This is a genomic window from Pseudomonas sp. NPDC087615 (genome assembly GCF_044743445.1).
Lineage (GTDB): Bacteria > Pseudomonadota > Gammaproteobacteria > Pseudomonadales > Pseudomonadaceae > Aquipseudomonas > Aquipseudomonas baetica_A.
In genome coordinates this window covers 68,092-84,808 of sequence record NZ_JBIUWM010000014.1, presented here as the reverse complement: position 1 = coordinate 84,808, position 16,717 = coordinate 68,092, and the positions used below count along the sequence as shown (strand labels likewise).

Below are 16,717 nucleotides of genomic sequence, written 5' to 3'. Positions count from 1 at the left end.
AGCTGAGCGACAGGTTCGTAAAAGAACATGCGACTTCCAACATTTTCCGCTGTTTTGCCAATGCGAACCGGTGCTATTTTCGGTAACGAAACTGTAACATTCGCATCCGCAGTCAAAACAAGAAATCTGGAGCTCTTGAATGTTTGCTTTCTTTCGTCCTGCCGCACATCAGGCTCCATTGCCTGAAGAAAAAATAGACAGCACCTACCGACGCCTGCGCTGGCAGATTTTCGCCGGTATTTTCATCGGCTACGCGGGTTATTACCTGCTGCGCAAAAACTTCTCCCTGGCCATGCCGTACCTGATCGACGAAGGCTACAGCCGTGGCGATCTGGGTCTGGCGATGTCGGCGATTGCCATTGCGTATGGCTTGTCGAAGTTCCTCATGGGCCTGGTGTCCGACCGTTCCAACCCGCGCTTCTTCCTGCCGTTCGGCTTGCTGGTGTCGGCGGGGGTGATGTTCGTTTTCGGTTTCGCGCCTTGGGCGACGTCCAGCGTGACCATGATGTTCATTCTTCTGTTCATCAACGGCTGGGCCCAGGGCATGGGGTGGCCGCCGAGCGGACGCACCATGGTGCACTGGTGGTCGCAGAAGGAACGCGGCGGCGTGGTCTCGGTGTGGAACGTGGCGCACAACGTCGGCGGTGGCCTGATCGGCCCGCTGTTCCTGATCGGCATGGGCCTGTTCAACGACTGGCACGCAGCGTTCTATGTACCGGCAGCGGTAGCGCTGGGCGTGGCGGTGTTTGCCTTCATTACCATGCGCGACACCCCGCAATCGGTCGGCCTGCCGCCGATCGAGAAGTACAAGAACGATTACCCGGAAGGCTACGATTCCAGCCACGAAGACGAATTCAGCGCCAAGGAAATCTTCGTCAAATACGTGCTGCGCAACAAAATGCTCTGGTACATCGCCATGGCCAACGTCTTCGTCTACCTGCTGCGCTACGGCGTACTCGACTGGGCACCGACCTACCTCAAGGAAGCCAAGGGCTTCTCCGTGGATAAAACCTCGTGGGCCTATTTCTTCTACGAGTGGGCGGGTATTCCGGGCACGTTGCTGTGCGGCTGGATGTCGGACAAGATCTTCCGTGGCAACCGCGGCCTGACCGGCATGGTGTTCATGGCGATGGTGACTGTCGCGACGCTGGTTTACTGGCTCAACCCGGCCGGCAACCCGACCGTCGACATGATCGCCCTGTTCTCGATCGGCTTCCTGATCTACGGCCCGGTGATGCTGATCGGTTTGCAGGCGCTGGAACTGGCGCCGAAGAAAGCTGCCGGTACCGCCGCGGGCTTCACCGGTCTGTTCGGTTATCTGGGGGGGTCGGTCGCGGCCAGTGCAGCTATGGGCTACACCGTTGACCACTTCGGCTGGGACGGCGGTTTCGTCCTGCTGGTCGGCGCTTGCCTGTTGGCGATGGCCTTCCTGGCTCCGACGTTATGGCACAAGCAAGTCGCCAGTCAGAGCCGCGAAGCCGTCGCCTGATCGGCTTTTAATCGACAGCGCTTGAGCCGCGCCTCCAGATTCCGGTCTGGCATGGCGTGGCTGCGCAGGGCGTGGGCGGTCTGCTCGACATAATCGCGAGTGGTACCGTAACGCCCGCAAGCGCTTTCGAACACCTGGCTCAGCACATGATCCGGCAAGTTGCCGGCATAGCTGGGCAGGTGTCGCTCCAGAACAAATCCCAACGCCTGAACCTGGCTGCCATCTTCGAGCCGGCAGTTGAGCCAGTGTGGCCGATAGGACGGGAACGGCATCTCGCGTTTCCACAGCGCATACAGCGAACTGTCGAGATTCTCTTGCGGCAAGCGATAGGCAAAGCCGCTGCACGAGCCGCCACGATCCAGACCAAAGACCAATCCGGGCATTTCCGGCGTACCCCGGTGTTCGTGCGACCACAGGTACAGGCCACGGTGGTAACCGTGCACTCGCCCGCGCACCCGCTCCACCGCTGTGCATTCCGGCCGCCAGATCAGCGATCCGTAGGCGAACAGCCACACCGGCCCGCCCTTGTGGCGCGCCATGGTCGATTGCATGGAGGCGAGAAGTTGTTCGTGCGTCAACTGCGGCCCAAGATCGAGCCGTGGAGGGTAAGCCAGGTTCAGAAAAGCGTTTTCAATGGCGCTCATGGCGAATAGCGTTCAGCTCCCCGCGGGTGATGAATTACTTAATAGAACGCACCGCTGAAACAATAAGGCACATATATTTAAAGGCAATTTAAGTGCCATGGCACAGTTCTTAATTAATTGCCTGATGGATATATAACCTACCGGTATTTATGTAATTGCATAAATACCGATCAGCTATATAGAGAGTTATAACGACTCAGGCACGTGGGGCGTAGGCAAACACATCAGCGCGCATCTGATGGGCATCCATCCCAGCCTCGACCAAAGCGTCGAGCGTGCCGTAGACCATGGCAGGTGAGCCGCTGGCGTAGACGTGCAGAGGCTTGAGATCCGGAAAGTCTTCACAGACCGCCTCGTGCAGCATCCCGCAGCGCCCTTCCCAGCCGCATTGGTCGCTGACGACTTTGTGCAGGAACAGATTCGGCAGCTTCAGCCACTCGTCCCAATGTTCGATGTCATAAAAATCTTCCGGACGGCGCACGCCCCAGTACAGATGCACGGGATGCTTGAAGCCATTGGCACGGCAATGTTCGATCAAGCTGTGAATCTGACCCATGCCCGTACCGGCGGCGATCAACACCAGCGGCCCATCGGGCAGTTCGGCGAGGTGGGTGTCGCCCATTGGCAACTCGACGCGCACCATCGCGTTACGTTGCAACTGCTCGATCAGGCTCAACGCACTGGCTTCGCGCGCCAGTACGTGGATTTCCAGATCACGCCCTCCGTGCGGCGCCGACGCCATGGAGAACGCCGATTTCTCGCCGTTCTCGCGCTCGATCATCAAATACTGCCCGGCGTGATAGCGCGGTGGTTTACCGGCCGGCGCGCGCAGGCGCACACGCCAGGTGTCGCCACCCACGTCCCGGCATTCGATGACCTGACACGACAGGCTGCGCACCGGCAACTCTCCCAGCGCGAGCACGCCATCCCACAACAGGATGCAGTCTTCCAGCGGCTCGGCTATGCAAGTGTAGAACTCGCCGTGATCGTGCACCTTGCCAGCCTGTTCGACCCGGCCTTCCACCAGCAGCGCCGCGCACACATGACAGTTACCGTTGCGGCAGCTTTGCGGGCAGTCGTAGCCCAGGCGCCGCGCTCCATCGAGAATCCGCTCACCGGGTTGTATCTCAAGCACCGCTCCGGAGGGCTGCAGGGTTACACGCATCAATCTATTCCTAACTGATTCCAGATGGCATCGATCCGCTGAGTGACGGCGTCGTCCTTGACGATCACGCGGCCCCACTCGCGAGTGGTTTCGCCCGGCCACTTGTGTGTGGCATCCAGGCCCATTTTCGAACCCAGGCCGGAGACCGGCGAGGCGAAGTCCAGGTAGTCGATCGGCGTGTTATCGATCATCACCGTGTCGCGCTTGGGGTCCATGCGCGTGGTGATGGCCCAGATCACGTCGTTCCAGTCCCGGGCGTTGATATCGTCGTCGGTGACGATAACGAACTTGGTGTACATGAACTGTCGCAAAAACGACCAGACACCGAGCATCACGCGCTTGGCATGCCCCGGATACGACTTCTTCATCGTCACCACGGCCATGCGGTACGAACAGCCTTCGGGCGGCAGGTAGAAGTCGGTGATCTCCGGGAACTGCTTCTGCAGGATCGGCACGAACACTTCATTCAGCGCCACGCCGAGAATGGCCGGCTCATCCGGCGGCCGGCCGGTGTAGGTGCTGTGGTAGATCGGCTTGATCCGGTGGGTGATGCGCTCGACGGTGAACACCGGGAAGCTGTCGACTTCGTTGTAGTAGCCGGTATGGTCGCCATACGGACCTTCGTCGGCCATCTCGCCGGGATGGATCACGCCTTCAAGGATGATCTCGGCGCTGGCCGGCACTTGCAGGTCGTTGCCGCGGCACTTCACCAACTCAGTGCGGTTACCGCGCAGCAGACCGGCGAAAGCGTATTCGGAGAGGCTGTCCGGCACAGGGGTCACGGCGCCGAGAATGGTCGCCGGATCAGCGCCAAGGGCCACGGACACCGGGAACGGCTGGCCCGGGTGCTTCTCGCACCATTCGCGGTAATCCAGCGCGCCGCCACGGTGGCTGAGCCAGCGCATGATGACCTTGTTGCGACCGATCACTTGTTGACGGTAGATGCCGAGGTTCTGGCGGTCCTTGTTCGGGCCTTTGGTGACGGTCAGGCCCCAGGTGATCAGCGGGCCGACGTCGCCGGGCCAGCAGGTTTGCACGGGCAGCATGGCCAGATCGACGTCATCGCCTTCGATGACCACTTCCTGACACACCGCGTCTTTGACGACTTTCGGCGCCATCGAGATGATCTTGCGGAAGATCGGCAGCTTCGACCACGCGTCTTTCAAGCCCTTCGGCGGCTCAGGCTCTTTGAGGAAGGCCAGTAGCTTGCCGATTTCGCGCAGCTCGCTGACCGACTCGGCACCCATGCCCATCGCCACCCGCTCGGGGGTGCCGAACAGGTTGCCGAGCACCGGGATGTCATAACCGGTCGGTTTCTCGAACAGCAACGCCGGGCCCTTGGCCCGCAGTGTGCGATCGCACACCTCGGTCATCTCCAGCACCGGCGAGACGGGAATCTGGATGCGTTTCAACTCTCCGCGCTGCTCAAGCTGCTGCACGAAATCCCGAAGATCCTTGAATTTCATTGACGATGGCACCCTCAAAATAGGCGTACATCCTACCTGCTCTGACGGGCAAACAGCAGCCCGTCAGCGCCTGGCATCGCTCAATTGTGGCTCGTACCCAGCAGCAACGGCGCAAACAGGGGACTCAGTCTGGCGCTGCCCACATCAGAGAGGTGATCCTCATCCTTGTATTGGGAATGACCGTTGACCTCGATGCTGCAGATCCCGTTGGCGCACATCAGCGGCGTTGGATCGACCACATGCACCCCTGGGTCGGCGGCACTGATGGCGTCGAACAAGACACCGATGAAATGCTGGCGCGCCAGATGTTCCTCCAGTGGACGACCGAGCCCCTCGGTCGAACGCCCAATCCGCGCCAGGCTGGTCAGTCGATTGATGCTGCCTTTGCGCTGCAGCGGCACTTCCTTGAACAACCAGACTTGCGCCCCCGCCTCTCGCAACGCAGCCACGCGCGCCTTCAGCGCGGCGGCCATGCGTTGCTCGGCCTGGGCAGTATCGTCGTGTGAATTGAGCAACACTTTCTTGTCACCGTCTTCGCGGCCGTACACATAAAGGCTCCAGTTGGAAGCCAGTACCACATCCTTGATGCCAAGGCTGCGCACCCGCTCCATGGTCTGTTCGTTGAAATCCTTGCAGCGCTGACGCGGGTCATCACTGAGAATCGGCGGACAGGCGCTCATGCTGTACAGCCATACCGGACGCCCCTCGCGACGGGCATTGCTCTCGATGGCCGGCAGCAAGGCGGCGGCATGGCTGTCACCCCAGAACAACTGAGTGGCCGGGACATTCTCCTTGCCACCCACCAGACAGGCCTTGTCCAGCGACTTGTCCTGGGTGACCAACATGCATTTCATCTGCCCTGCATGCCACTCACGGGACTGCGCGTACTCCAGCGCCTTACCGGTCAGGCGCTGAGGAACACCATCGGCCGAACGGATCGCCGATCCCGTTGCCACGAGCACAACGATGGCCGCAAAGCCTCCCGCCAGCACCGCATTGCGAGAGACAAGCAGGCGTTTTTCCCGCAAAGGCAACTCGACATAGCGCAAACTCAGCCACGCAAGGCCCAGCGCCAAGGCTATCCAGGCAATCGCCTCCAGTGGCTGAATGCCGTCGATCGAAATAGCGTTGGCGTAGACATACACCGGCCAGTGCCACAGATACAGGGAATAAGAGAGCAACCCGACCCAAACCAATGCTGGCAGGCTCAACAACCGCGCGGTCCAACTAGCCCCTTGCGCGCCCGACCAGATCAACGCCGTTGTGCCCAGCACCGGCAACAACGCCGCCCAGCCCGGGAAAACCGTGGCCTTGTCAAAGATGAACACCGCGCCCAAAACCGCCGCCAGACCGGCTAGGCCCACTGCCTGATACAGCCAGGGACGCACAGCACGTTTCGGCGCTGGCATCACCGCGAGCATCGCGCCGCACAACAACTCCCAAGCGCGGGTCGGCAGTGAGAAGAACGCGAAGTCCGGCTTTTGTTCGATGTAGGTGATGTTCAAGCCAAACGACACCAACAGCACCGCGAACAACATCCAGCGCCAATGCCGGACATAACGGATCAGCGCAGCCATCAGCAGTGGAAAGAAGATGTAGTACTGCTCTTCCACCGCCAGCGACCAGGTATGCAGCAGCGGTTTCAGATCAGAAGCAGGCTGGAAGTAGCCGTCCTCGCGCATGAACAGAATGTTGGAGATAAACAGAGACTGATAGCGCACCGTTCGGCCCAGCTCGGAGAAGTCCTTGGCCGTCAGCAGCAACCAGCCCAGCGCCAGCGTCACCAGCATGACCACGGTCAGGGCAGGAATGATGCGGCGGGCACGGCGCGCCCAGAAATCGATGAAGCTGAAGCGCTGAGCGCTGATTTCGCGGAACAGGATGGTGGTGATCAGGAAGCCGGAAATGACGAAAAAGACGTCAACCCCGACAAAACCGCCACTGAATGTACTGAATCCGAAATGAAACAGTACGACGGGAATAACCGCCAGTGCCCGTAATCCGTCGATATCACGGCGATTGCCAAACGTGTGCATGAAAGCCCTTTCTTTGTTTTGGATACAAACCTAGAAAGGGAGACCGTTATCAGCCGCGTAAAATTCAATCCCGAACACCAATAATCCAGCGCAAAAAAAAACGCCCCTTTTCGGGGCGCTTTTTTTAACAGCGGCGACTTACTTGCGCTTCATCGACAAAAAGAACTCGTCGTTGGTCTTGGTCGTTTTCAGCTTGTCGATCAAGAACTCGATGGCGGCAACTTCGTCCATCGGGTGCAGCAGTTTGCGCAGAATCCACATGCGCTGCAGTTCGTCGTCGGCGGTCAGCAACTCTTCGCGGCGGGTGCCGGAACGGTTGATGTTGATCGCAGGGAACACGCGCTTCTCGGCGATCTTGCGATCCAGAGGCAGCTCCATGTTGCCGGTACCCTTGAACTCTTCGTAGATCACTTCGTCCATCTTCGAACCGGTTTCAACCAGTGCGGTGGCGATAATGGTCAGCGAGCCGCCTTCTTCGATGTTGCGCGCAGCACCGAAGAAACGCTTCGGTTTCTCCAGGGCGTGGGCGTCAACACCACCGGTCAGCACCTTGCCGGAGCTCGGGATCACGGTGTTGTAGGCGCGGGCCAGACGGGTGATGGAGTCGAGCAGGATCACCACGTCTTTCTTGTGCTCGACCAGGCGCTTGGCCTTCTCGATCACCATTTCGGCCACCTGGACGTGACGGGTCGGCGGCTCGTCGAAGGTCGAGGCAACCACTTCGCCGCGCACGGTGCGCTGCATTTCGGTTACTTCTTCCGGACGTTCGTCGATCAGCAATACGATCAGGTGGACTTCAGGGTTGTTACGGGCAATGTTCGCTGCGATGTTTTGCAGCATGATCGTCTTACCCGCTTTCGGCGGCGCCACGATCAGACCACGCTGGCCTTTGCCGATCGGAGCACACAGGTCGATCACACGACCGGTCAAGTCTTCGGTGGAACCGTTACCGGCTTCCATCTTCATGCGCACGGTCGGGAACAGCGGGGTCAGGTTCTCAAAGAGAATCTTGTTTTTCGCGTTCTCTGGACGATCGAAGTTGATCGTGTCGACCTTGAGCAGGGCGAAATACCGCTCGCCTTCCTTCGGAGGGCGGATCTTGCCAACGATGGTGTCACCGGTGCGCAAGTTGAAGCGGCGGATCTGGCTCGGCGAGACGTAAATATCGTCTGGGCCGGCGAGATAGGAGGCGTCAGCGGAGCGCAGGAAGCCGAAGCCGTCCTGGAGAATCTCCAGCACGCCATCACCGGAGATTTCCTCGCCGCTTTTCGCGTGCTTTTTGAGCAGGGAGAAAATCACGTCCTGCTTGCGCGAACGGGCCATATTTTCTATGCCCATCTGTTCGGCCAATTCGAGCAGTTCGGTAATCGGCTTTTGCTTGAGTTCAGTCAGATTCATATAGGAATGACGTAATCATTTATGGAGGGGGGGGAAATTAAGCTTTTGGCTTAATGAGGCCGCGCCGCGGAGAAGGCGACAGGATCGCGTACTTATTCGAAAAGGAGTGCGTCGGCGACGGCTAGCAGGGGGCAGTGGAGAAACCATTGCGGGGCCGAATGTACCACCTGAGTTTCGGAGCGTCTAGCCCTGAATACGCAAAAAGCCCCGCAAAATGCGAGGCTTTTTTTGGCCTTTTATGGCGACGCTTAAATGTTGGCGTCGAGGAAAGCAGCCAGTTGCGACTTCGACAGGGCGCCGACTTTGGTCGCTTCAACGTTGCCGTTCTTGAACAGCATCAGAGTAGGAATACCACGCACGCCGTGCTTGGCCGGGGTTTCCTGGTTTTCGTCGATGTTCAGTTTGGCAACGGTCAGCTTGCCTTTGTAAGTCTCGGCAATCTCGTCCAGAACCGGAGCGATCATTTTGCATGGGCCGCACCATTCAGCCCAGTAGTCGACCAATACAGCGCCTTCGGCCTTGAGTACGTCGGCTTCGAAGCTAGCGTCGCTAACGTGTTTGATAAGATCGCTGCTCATGGAATTCTCCAGGTTGTAAGCAAAAAAACGTGGCCCATCATATCCGCCCTTCCTCCGTTCAGGAAGCCGCAGATGATTGAGTCTTGCTATGGTGCCCCATGAGTTTGGGTATAGCTCAAGTCACGCCGTGGCGGGGGCGATGAAGGCGATTCCAGTACGCAGCGCGGCATTGCGCACATGCTCCTGCATGGCTTTTTGCGCCGCACCAGAAGCACGGCGAGCCAGCGCACGGAGGATCTTGCGGTGTTCCTGCCAGGTTTCCATGGCACGTTCTGCGCGGATGAACGGTAGCTTCTGGCTCTCCAGAAAGATCTCGGCGCTGGCCGTGAGGATGCTCAGCATCGCCTGATTACCGCTGGACAGCAGGATCCGCCGGTGAAATTCGAAATCCAGCTTCGCCGCCGCATCAAAGTCGCCGGCACGCAGTTGTTCACGCATCGCCGCGACATTGTCCTCCAGCGCATCCAGATCGAAGGTGCTCAACGTCATCGCCGCCAGCCCCGCCGCAAATCCCTCCAGCGCGTAGCGCAGTTGGAAGATATCCAGTGGCGAAGCCTGCGCGGCGAACGACCAGCCCGGCGCATTCTCACCACGCGACAGCTCTACCGGCGACTGCACGAAGACGCCCTTGCCCGGCAGAATACTGACCACGCCCAGCGCGCTCAGTGACGACAGCGCTTCACGCAACGACGCCCGACTGACGCCCAACTGCAGTGCCAGATCCCGTTGCGACGGCAGGGCATCGCCCGGGCCGAAGCCCTGCTCGGTGATCAGTTTGCGAATCGCTTGAAGCGCCACTTCAGGTACGGCGCGGGAGATCGAGTTCATGGTTTTTCAGACGAGCCAGGCCAATGTGCGGCTAGTTGTAAAGCTATTCACCGAGTCCGGCAAGTCGTGCCCCAGCAGGGTTCGGTGATGAGCGTCGATGCGCCATCGGAGTGCGAAAAACATCCTGACTGTTCAGACCAGTAAGACCGAGCAAACCCACTGAAAATGCGGCCTTGCGGGATGAAAGCTGCGTATTGGCATGGCCCGTGCTGTGTCAGATCGCAGAAATCACTTCCCGCCGATCCGGAGATTGTCCATGACCAAGCGTTACAGCGCCCTCCTCGCCGCCTTGTTTTCCAGCCTGCTGTTAAGCCAGGTCCCCGCCCACGCTGACGGTCTGGACGACGTGATCAAACGCGGCACGCTGAAAGTTGCCGTGCCCCAGGACTTCCCGCCGTTCGGTTCAGTCGGCCCGGACATGAAGCCCCGCGGACTGGACATCGACACGGCAAAACTGCTGGCCGATCAGTTGAAGGTCAAACTTGAACTGACGCCGGTCAACAGCACCAACCGCATCCCGTTCCTGACCACCGGCAAGGTCGATCTGGTGATTTCCAGCCTGGGCAAGAACCCCGAGCGCGAAAAAGTCATCGACTTCTCCCGCGCCTACGCGCCGTTCTACCTCGCCGTGTTCGGCCCACCGGACGCTGCGATCACCACCCTCGATGACCTCAAGGGCAAAACCATCAGCGTGACCCGAGGCTCCATCGAAGACATCGAGCTGACCAAGGTTGCCCCGGCAGGCGTGACCATCAAGCGCTTTGAAGACAACAACTCGACCATCGCCGCCTACCTCGCCGGGCAAGTTGACCTGATCGCCAGCGGCAACGTGGTGATGGTCGCCATCAGCGAGAAGAACCCGAAGCGCGTTCCGGCACTGAAAGTGAAGCTCAAGGATTCGCCGGTCTACGTCGGCGTGAACAAGAACGAAGCGGCGCTGCTGACCAAGGTCAACGACATCCTGACCACCGCCAAGGCTGACGGCGCGCTGGAAAAGAACTCAAAAACCTGGCTGAAAGAGCCGCTGCCGGCCGATCTCTGATCGACTGCGCGGGAGACCTTCATGGCTTATCAGTTCGATTTCATGCCGGTGGTGCAGAACACCGACCTGCTGTTGCGCGGGGCGCTGTTTACCCTGGAGCTGACAGCCATCGGCGCGGTGCTCGGGGTGGGCGTGGGCATCGTTGGGGCGCTGGTGCGGGCGTGGAACATCCGCCCGTTCTCGGCGATCTTCGGGGTCTACGTCGAGTTGATCCGCAACACGCCCTTTCTGGTGCAACTGTTCTTCATCTTCTTCGGCCTGCCGTCGCTCGGCGTGCAGATTTCCGAGTGGCAAGCGGCGGTGCTAGCGATGGTGATCAACCTCGGGGCCTATTCGACCGAGATTATCCGCGCCGGCATCCAGGCAATCCCTCGCGGGCAACTGGAAGCGGCGGCGGCGCTGGCGATGAGTCGCTTCGAGGCGTTTCGTCATGTGGTGCTGCTGCCGGCGCTGGGCAAGGTCTGGCCGGCACTGAGCAGCCAGATCATCATCGTCATGCTCGGCTCGGCCGTGTGCTCGCAGATCGCCACCGAAGAGTTGAGCTTTGCTGCCAACTTCATTCAGTCGCGCAACTTTCGCGCCTTTGAAACCTACGCGCTGACCACGCTGATCTACCTGTGCATGGCGCTGCTGATCCGCCAACTGCTGAACTGGATCGGTCGGCGCTACATTTCGAGGAGCAGCCAATGAGCGATTTCACGTTCTGGGACATCCTGCGCAACCTGCTCATCGGCCTGCAATGGACGCTGGCGCTGTCGCTGGTGGCATTTATTGGTGGCGGCATTGTCGGGCTGCTGATCCTGATCATGCGCATCTCGAAAAACACCTTGCCGAGCAGCATTGCCCGCACCTGGATCGAGTTGTTCCAGGGCACGCCGCTGCTGATGCAGCTATTTCTGGTGTTTTTCGGCGTGGCGCTGGCCGGGATTGAAATCTCGCCGTGGATGGCCGCCGCGATTGCCCTGACGCTGTTCACCAGCGCCTATCTGGCAGAGATCTGGCGCGGTTGTGTCGAGGCGATTCCCAGCGGTCAGTGGGAAGCTTCGTCGAGTCTGGCGCTCAATCCTCTGGAGCAACTGCGCTATGTGATCCTGCCGCAAGCGCTGCGCATCGCCGTGGCGCCGACCGTGGGTTTCTCGGTGCAAGTGGTCAAAGGCACCGCGGTGACCTCGATCATCGGTTTCACCGAGCTCACCAAAACCGGCGGCATGCTCGCCAATGCCACGTTCGAACCGTTCATGGTCTACGGCCTCGTCGCCCTCGGCTACTTCCTGCTTTGTTACCCCTTGTCCCTCAGTGCGCGCTACCTGGAAAGGAGACTGCATGCCTCTGCTTAGAATTTCCGCCCTGCATAAATACTACGGCGATCACCACGTCCTCAAAAGCATCGACCTCAGCGTCGAGGAAGGCCAGGTGGTGGCGATCATCGGTCGCAGCGGCTCGGGCAAATCCACTTTGCTGCGCACCCTCAACGGCCTGGAGTCGATCAACGACGGCGTGATCGAAGTCGACGGCGAATACCTCGACGCCGCCCGCGCCGACCTGCGCAGCCTGCGGCAGAAAGTCGGCATGGTGTTCCAGCAGTTCAACCTGTTCCCGCACCTGACCGTCGGTGAGAACGTGATGCTTGCGCCACAAGTGGTGCAAAAAGTGCCAAAAGCCAAGGCTACGGAGTTGGCGCGCAAGATGCTTGAGCGCGTGGGTCTGGGCGAGAAGTTCGATGCTTTCCCGGATCGGCTGTCCGGTGGACAGCAGCAACGCGTGGCGATCGCCCGCGCCTTGGCAATGTCGCCGAAGGTGCTGCTGTGCGACGAAATTACCTCGGCGCTGGATCCGGAACTCGTCAACGAGGTGCTCAGCGTGGTGCGGCAACTGGCCAAGGAAGGCATGACGCTGATCATGGTCACCCACGAAATGCGCTTTGCCCGTGAGGTCGGCGACAAACTGGTGTTCATGCACCACGGCAAGGTGCATGAGGTGGGCGATCCGAAGGTGCTGTTTGCCAATCCGCAGACGGCGGAGTTGGCGAATTTCATTGGTACCGTCGAAGCGACTGCCTGATGGATCCTCATTGCCTGTGATGCCCTCTTCGCGAGCAAGCCCGCTCCCACATTGGAACGCGGTCACCTGTGGGAGCGGGCTTGCTCGCGAATGGCCACGCCGCGGTCTCAAGCTTTTATGCGCTGAATCAACGGTTTGTACCTTGCGCGTTGGCGTCAGCGTTTGATCGTGGCACGATGTCGAGGTTATCGACCGAGACCCCCTGACCATGCCGCAATCCCAAGCCAAGAATCTGTCCCTGATCGCCGCTATCGACCTGGGCTCCAACAGCTTTCACATGGTCGTGGCCAAGGCCCAGAACGGCGAGATCCGCATTCTCGAACGCCTCGGGGAGAAGGTGCAGTTGGCCGCTGGCATCAACGATGAACGCCAACTCAACGAAGAATCGATGCAGCGTGGCCTCGATTGCCTCAAGCGCTTTGCCCAACTGATCAACGGCATGCCACTGGGCGCCGTGCGCATCGTCGGCACCAACGCCCTGCGCGAAGCGCGTAACCGCCTCGAATTCATTCATCGCGCCGAAGAAATCCTCGGCCATCCGGTGGAAGTCATCTCCGGCCGTGAAGAGGCCCGTCTGATCTATCTGGGTGTGTCGCACACCCTCGCCGACACCCCAGGCAAGCGCCTGGTCGCCGACATCGGCGGCGGCAGTACCGAATTCATCATCGGGCAGCGCTTCGAACCGCTGCTGCGTGAAAGCCTGCAAATGGGCTGCGTCAGCTTCACCCAGCGCTATTTCAAGGACGGCAAGATTACTCCGGCCCGTTACGCTCAGGCGTACACGGCGGCGCGGCTGGAGATCATGAGCATCGAACACGCCCTGCACCGCCTGACCTGGGATGAAGCCATCGGCTCCTCGGGCACCATCCGCGCCATCGGCCTGGCACTGAAGGCCGGCGGGCATGGCACTGGCGAGGTGAATGCCGAAGGTCTGGCCTGGCTCAAACGCCGTTTGTTCAAGCTCGGCGATGTCGACAAGATCGATTTCGACGGCATCAAACCTGACCGTCGGGCGATTTTCCCGGCGGGCCTGGCGATTCTCGAAGCGATCTTCGACGCCCTCGAACTGCAACGCATGGATCATTGCGACGGCGCGCTGCGTGAAGGCGTGCTCTACGACCTGCTTGGCCGTCATCATCACGAAGACGTGCGCGAACGCACCCTGACCTCGCTGATGGAGCGCTATCACGTCGACCTGGAGCAAGCGGCACGGGTCGAACGCAAAGCCCTGCACGCTTTCGATCAGGTCGCTGTGGATTGGGAACTGGATGACGGTATCTGGCGCGAACTGCTCGGGTGGGCGGCGAAAGTGCACGAAGTCGGCCTGGACATCGCCCACTATCACTACCACAAGCACGGCGCCTACCTGATCGAGCACTCGGATCTGGCCGGGTTCTCCCGTGAAGACCAGCAAATGCTCGCACTGCTGGTTCGCGGCCACCGCCGCAACATTCCCAAGGACAAATTCGCCGAGTTCGGCGATGACGGCATCAAGCTGATCCGCCTGTGCGTGCTGCTGCGCTTTGCGATTCTGTTCCACCACATTCGTGGCACTCAGGCGATGCCGCAGGTGGTGCTGCATGCCAATGGCGACAGTCTGGAAGTGGAGTTCCCGGAACACTGGCTGGACGAGAATCAACTGACACAGGCGGATTTCGGGCTTGAGGCGGATTGGCTGACGCGGGTGGGGATTTTCCTCACCGTGCACTGACACATTGAGCAGATACAAAAAAGGCGATCCCGAGGGATCGCCTTTTTTATTGCGCTTGAGCCGAAGCTTAGCTGCTCACCGGCAAAATCGGGCTGCCCAACCGATCCAGCAACGTCGCCTGCGCACTGCGCGGGTTCTGGTTGCCGGTTGGCGTGTTGCGGATGTAACGGCCATCCGACTGCAGGCTCCAGCTGTGGGTGTTGTCGGTCAGGTAAAGCTCCAGCTCTTTCTTCACGCGAGTCAGCAGCTTCTTGCCTTCCACCGGGAAGCAAGTCTCGACACGCTTGTCGAGGTTGCGCTCCATCCAGTCGGCGCTGGAAAGGAACATCTGCTCCTCGCCACCGTTGAGGAAGTAGAACACGCGGGTGTGCTCAAGGAAGCGACCAATGATCGAGCGCACATGAATGTTGTGCGAAACCCCGGCGATGCCCGGACGCAGGCAGCACATGCCGCGCACCACCAGGTCGATACGCACGCCTGACTGGCTGGCCTTGTACAGCGCGCGGATGATCTTCGGATCGGTCAGCGAGTTGAACTTGGCGATGATGTGCGCCGGTTTGCCGTCGAGCGCAAATTGCGTCTCGCGGGCGATCATGTCGAGCATGCCCTTCTTGAGGGTGAACGGCGCATGCAGCAGTTTCTTCATGCGCAGCGTTTTACCCATACCGATCAACTGGCTGAACAGTTTGCCAACGTCCTCGCACAAGGCGTCGTCGGAAGTCAGCAGGCTGTAGTCGGTGTACAGACGGGCGTTACCGGCATGGTAGTTACCGGTGCCGAGGTGCGCGTAACGCACGATCTCGCCGGCCTCACGCCGCAGAATGAGCATCATCTTGGCGTGGGTCTTGAAGCCGACCACGCCGTAGATCACCACGGCACCGGCCGCTTGCAGACGACTGGCCAGTTGCAGGTTGGACTCTTCGTCAAAGCGCGCTCGCAGCTCGATGACAGCCGTCACTTCCTTGCCGTTACGCGCGGCATCCACCAGCGCATCAACGATCTCGGAGTTAGCGCCGGACCGGTACAACGTTTGGCGCACGGCCAGAACGTGCGGGTCTTTTGCGGCCTGACGCAGCAGGTCGACCACCGGGGTAAACGACTCGAACGGGTGCAGCAACAGGATGTCCTGCTTGCTGACCACGCTGAAAATGTTCTCGCTGTTTTGCAGCAGTTTCGGGATCTGCGGCGTAAACGGCGTGTATTGCAGCTCGGGGTGGCTGTCCAGACCGGTGATGCTGAACAGACGCGTCAGGTTGACCGGACCGTTGACCTGATACAGCTCGGTCTCGCTCAGGTTGAATTGTTTGAGCAGGTAGTCCGACAGGTGTTTCGGGCAAGTATCGGCAACTTCCAGACGCACCGCATCGCCGTAACGCCGCGAGAACAGCTCGCCACGCAGGGCGCGGGCAAGGTCTTCGACGTCTTCGGAATCGAGCGCAAGGTCGGCGTTCCGGGTCAGGCGGAACTGGTAGCAGCCCTTGACCTTCATGCCTTGGAACAGGTCATCGGCGTGAGCATGGATCATCGACGACAGGAAGACATAGTTGTCACCCGCGCCGCCGACTTCTTCCGGCACCTTGATGATTCGCGGCAGCAAACGCGGCGCCGGGATAATCGCCAGACCGGAGTCACGACCGAAGGCGTCAATGCCTTCGAGCTCGACGATGAAGTTCAGGCTCTTGTTCACCAGCAACGGAAACGGGTGCGTCGGGTCGAGGCCGATGGGGGTGATGATCGGCGCGATCTCGTCGCGGAAATAACGGCGCACCCAGGTTTTGATCTTGGTCGTCCAGTGGCGGCGACGGATGAAGCGCACCTGGTGCTTTTCCAGCTCCGGCAACAGGATGTCATTGAGGATCGCGTACTGACGGTCAACGTGACCGTGTACCAGTTCACTGATCCGCGCCAGCGCCTGATGCGGTTGCAGACCATCGGCGCCGGCCTGTTCACGGGCGAAGGTGATTTGCTTCTTGAGGCCAGCGACGCGAATTTCGAAGAATTCGTCGAGGTTGCTGGAGAAGATCAGCAGGAACTTCAGTCGCTCCAGCAACGGGTAGGACTCGTCCAGCGCCTGCTCCAGCACGCGGATGTTGAACTGCAGTTGCGAGAGCTCGCGGTGGATGTACAGGCTGCTGTCATCCAGGCCCGGAATAGCGATCACCGGCGCCGCCGCAGCGGGTTCGGCGACCGGCGCGGGTGGCGCTGGCTCGAGTTCCGGTGGGGTTTCGGTGATCTGCTCCACCACCGGCTGAGCTTCTTTTACTGCAACTTCAGTGAGTCCTTCGGTATTCATTGAATG

14 protein-coding genes are annotated in these 16,717 nt (G+C 59.9%); 6 read left to right on the top strand and 8 right to left on the bottom strand.

The features are described from left to right. Positions 1-139 precede the first annotated feature (139 nt). On the top strand, positions 140-1,489 hold the full coding sequence (gene glpT / locus ACIOU6_RS09600) for a glycerol-3-phosphate transporter (protein ID WP_221730798.1): 1,350 nt from the start codon (positions 140-142) through the stop codon (positions 1,487-1,489). On the opposite strand, the gene ACIOU6_RS09595 is transcribed toward glpT, so the two are convergent. The 7 genes from ACIOU6_RS09595 to ACIOU6_RS09565 all read right to left on the bottom strand — a co-directional run bounded on the left by ACIOU6_RS09595 (position 1,465) and on the right by ACIOU6_RS09565 (position 9,604). Next, the gene (locus ACIOU6_RS09595) at positions 1,465-2,133 is read right to left on the bottom strand and encodes a gamma-glutamylcyclotransferase (protein ID WP_221730799.1); all 669 of its coding nucleotides are present in this window, start codon (positions 2,131-2,133) and stop codon (positions 1,465-1,467) included. The genes glpT and ACIOU6_RS09595 overlap by 25 nt on opposite strands. A 196-nt stretch (positions 2,134-2,329) precedes the next feature. Beyond that, positions 2,330-3,298, bottom strand: coding sequence for a CDP-6-deoxy-delta-3,4-glucoseen reductase (locus ACIOU6_RS09590; protein WP_221730800.1), 969 nt, complete (start codon positions 3,296-3,298; stop codon positions 2,330-2,332). Further along, entirely contained in the window at positions 3,298-4,764 is a 1,467-nt protein-coding gene (ubiD, locus tag ACIOU6_RS09585) for a 4-hydroxy-3-polyprenylbenzoate decarboxylase (RefSeq protein ID WP_339430445.1), read from the bottom strand. Before ubiD ends, ACIOU6_RS09590 begins: the two co-directional genes overlap by 1 nt. Before the next feature lie 80 nt (positions 4,765-4,844). Next, positions 4,845-6,800, bottom strand: a complete 1,956-nt coding sequence (locus ACIOU6_RS09580) for an acyltransferase family protein (RefSeq protein WP_401135679.1) — start codon at positions 6,798-6,800, stop codon at positions 4,845-4,847. A 138-nt stretch (positions 6,801-6,938) separates the two neighbouring features. Then, positions 6,939-8,198, bottom strand: a complete 1,260-nt coding sequence (gene rho, locus ACIOU6_RS09575) for a transcription termination factor Rho (RefSeq protein WP_042561678.1) — start codon at positions 8,196-8,198, stop codon at positions 6,939-6,941. A 248-nt stretch (positions 8,199-8,446) separates the two neighbouring features. Further along, positions 8,447-8,776 (bottom strand): thioredoxin TrxA, encoded by a 330-nt coding sequence (trxA, locus tag ACIOU6_RS09570; RefSeq protein ID WP_003206727.1) that lies wholly within the window; start codon positions 8,774-8,776, stop codon positions 8,447-8,449. 120 nt (positions 8,777-8,896) lie between these two features. Further along, positions 8,897-9,604, bottom strand: coding sequence for a FadR/GntR family transcriptional regulator (locus ACIOU6_RS09565; RefSeq protein WP_401135676.1), 708 nt, complete (start codon positions 9,602-9,604; stop codon positions 8,897-8,899). A gap of 256 nt (positions 9,605-9,860) precedes the next feature. Here ACIOU6_RS09565 and ACIOU6_RS09560 point away from each other — a divergent pair, with 256 nt between their 5' ends. The 5 genes from ACIOU6_RS09560 to ppx all read left to right on the top strand — a co-directional run bounded on the left by ACIOU6_RS09560 (position 9,861) and on the right by ppx (position 14,418). Then, a complete protein-coding gene (locus ACIOU6_RS09560) occupies positions 9,861-10,646 on the top strand; it encodes a transporter substrate-binding domain-containing protein (RefSeq protein ID WP_221730804.1) in 786 nt (261 codons plus the stop codon). Between the two features lie 21 nt (positions 10,647-10,667). Next, complete coding sequence (locus tag ACIOU6_RS09555) at positions 10,668-11,336, top strand: amino acid ABC transporter permease (RefSeq protein ID WP_221730805.1); 669 nt, start codon at positions 10,668-10,670, stop codon at positions 11,334-11,336. Then, a complete protein-coding gene (locus tag ACIOU6_RS09550; protein WP_221730806.1) occupies positions 11,333-11,983 on the top strand; it encodes an amino acid ABC transporter permease in 651 nt (216 codons plus the stop codon). Before ACIOU6_RS09555 ends, ACIOU6_RS09550 begins: the two co-directional genes overlap by 4 nt. Then, entirely contained in the window at positions 11,970-12,707 is a 738-nt protein-coding gene (locus ACIOU6_RS09545) for an amino acid ABC transporter ATP-binding protein (protein ID WP_401135671.1), read from the top strand. Before ACIOU6_RS09550 ends, ACIOU6_RS09545 begins: the two co-directional genes overlap by 14 nt. A gap of 208 nt (positions 12,708-12,915) precedes the next feature. Then, on the top strand, positions 12,916-14,418 hold the full coding sequence (gene ppx, locus ACIOU6_RS09540; protein WP_221730808.1) for an exopolyphosphatase: 1,503 nt from the start codon (positions 12,916-12,918) through the stop codon (positions 14,416-14,418). Positions 14,419-14,485: 67 nt separating this feature from the next. On the opposite strand, the gene ppk1 is transcribed toward ppx, so the two are convergent. After that, the gene (gene ppk1, locus ACIOU6_RS09535; RefSeq protein WP_401135668.1) at positions 14,486-16,711 is read right to left on the bottom strand and encodes a polyphosphate kinase 1; all 2,226 of its coding nucleotides are present in this window, start codon (positions 16,709-16,711) and stop codon (positions 14,486-14,488) included. Positions 16,712-16,717 lie beyond the last annotated feature (6 nt).

What these genes read in the sequence shown, in the direction of transcription:
- glpT (WP_221730798.1), top strand. Translation starts at nt 140, where the DNA reads ATGTTTGCTTTCTTTCGTCCTGCCGCACATCAGGCTCCATTGCCTGAA.
- ACIOU6_RS09595 (WP_221730799.1), bottom strand. Translation starts at nt 2,133, where the DNA reads ATGAGCGCCATTGAAAACGCTTTTCTGAACCTGGCTTACCCTCCACGG.
- ACIOU6_RS09590 (WP_221730800.1), bottom strand. Translation starts at nt 3,298, where the DNA reads ATGCGTGTAACCCTGCAGCCCTCCGGAGCGGTGCTTGAGATACAACCC.
- ubiD (WP_339430445.1), bottom strand. Translation starts at nt 4,764, where the DNA reads ATGAAATTCAAGGATCTTCGGGATTTCGTGCAGCAGCTTGAGCAGCGC.
- ACIOU6_RS09580 (WP_401135679.1), bottom strand. Translation starts at nt 6,800, where the DNA reads ATGCACACGTTTGGCAATCGCCGTGATATCGACGGATTACGGGCACTG.
- rho (WP_042561678.1), bottom strand. Translation starts at nt 8,198, where the DNA reads ATGAATCTGACTGAACTCAAGCAAAAGCCGATTACCGAACTGCTCGAA.
- trxA (WP_003206727.1), bottom strand. Translation starts at nt 8,776, where the DNA reads ATGAGCAGCGATCTTATCAAACACGTTAGCGACGCTAGCTTCGAAGCC.
- ACIOU6_RS09565 (WP_401135676.1), bottom strand. Translation starts at nt 9,604, where the DNA reads ATGAACTCGATCTCCCGCGCCGTACCTGAAGTGGCGCTTCAAGCGATT.
- ACIOU6_RS09560 (WP_221730804.1), top strand. Translation starts at nt 9,861, where the DNA reads ATGACCAAGCGTTACAGCGCCCTCCTCGCCGCCTTGTTTTCCAGCCTG.
- ACIOU6_RS09555 (WP_221730805.1), top strand. Translation starts at nt 10,668, where the DNA reads ATGGCTTATCAGTTCGATTTCATGCCGGTGGTGCAGAACACCGACCTG.
- ACIOU6_RS09550 (WP_221730806.1), top strand. Translation starts at nt 11,333, where the DNA reads ATGAGCGATTTCACGTTCTGGGACATCCTGCGCAACCTGCTCATCGGC.
- ACIOU6_RS09545 (WP_401135671.1), top strand. Translation starts at nt 11,970, where the DNA reads ATGCCTCTGCTTAGAATTTCCGCCCTGCATAAATACTACGGCGATCAC.
- ppx (WP_221730808.1), top strand. Translation starts at nt 12,916, where the DNA reads ATGCCGCAATCCCAAGCCAAGAATCTGTCCCTGATCGCCGCTATCGAC.
- ppk1 (WP_401135668.1), bottom strand. Translation starts at nt 16,711, where the DNA reads ATGAATACCGAAGGACTCACTGAAGTTGCAGTAAAAGAAGCTCAGCCG.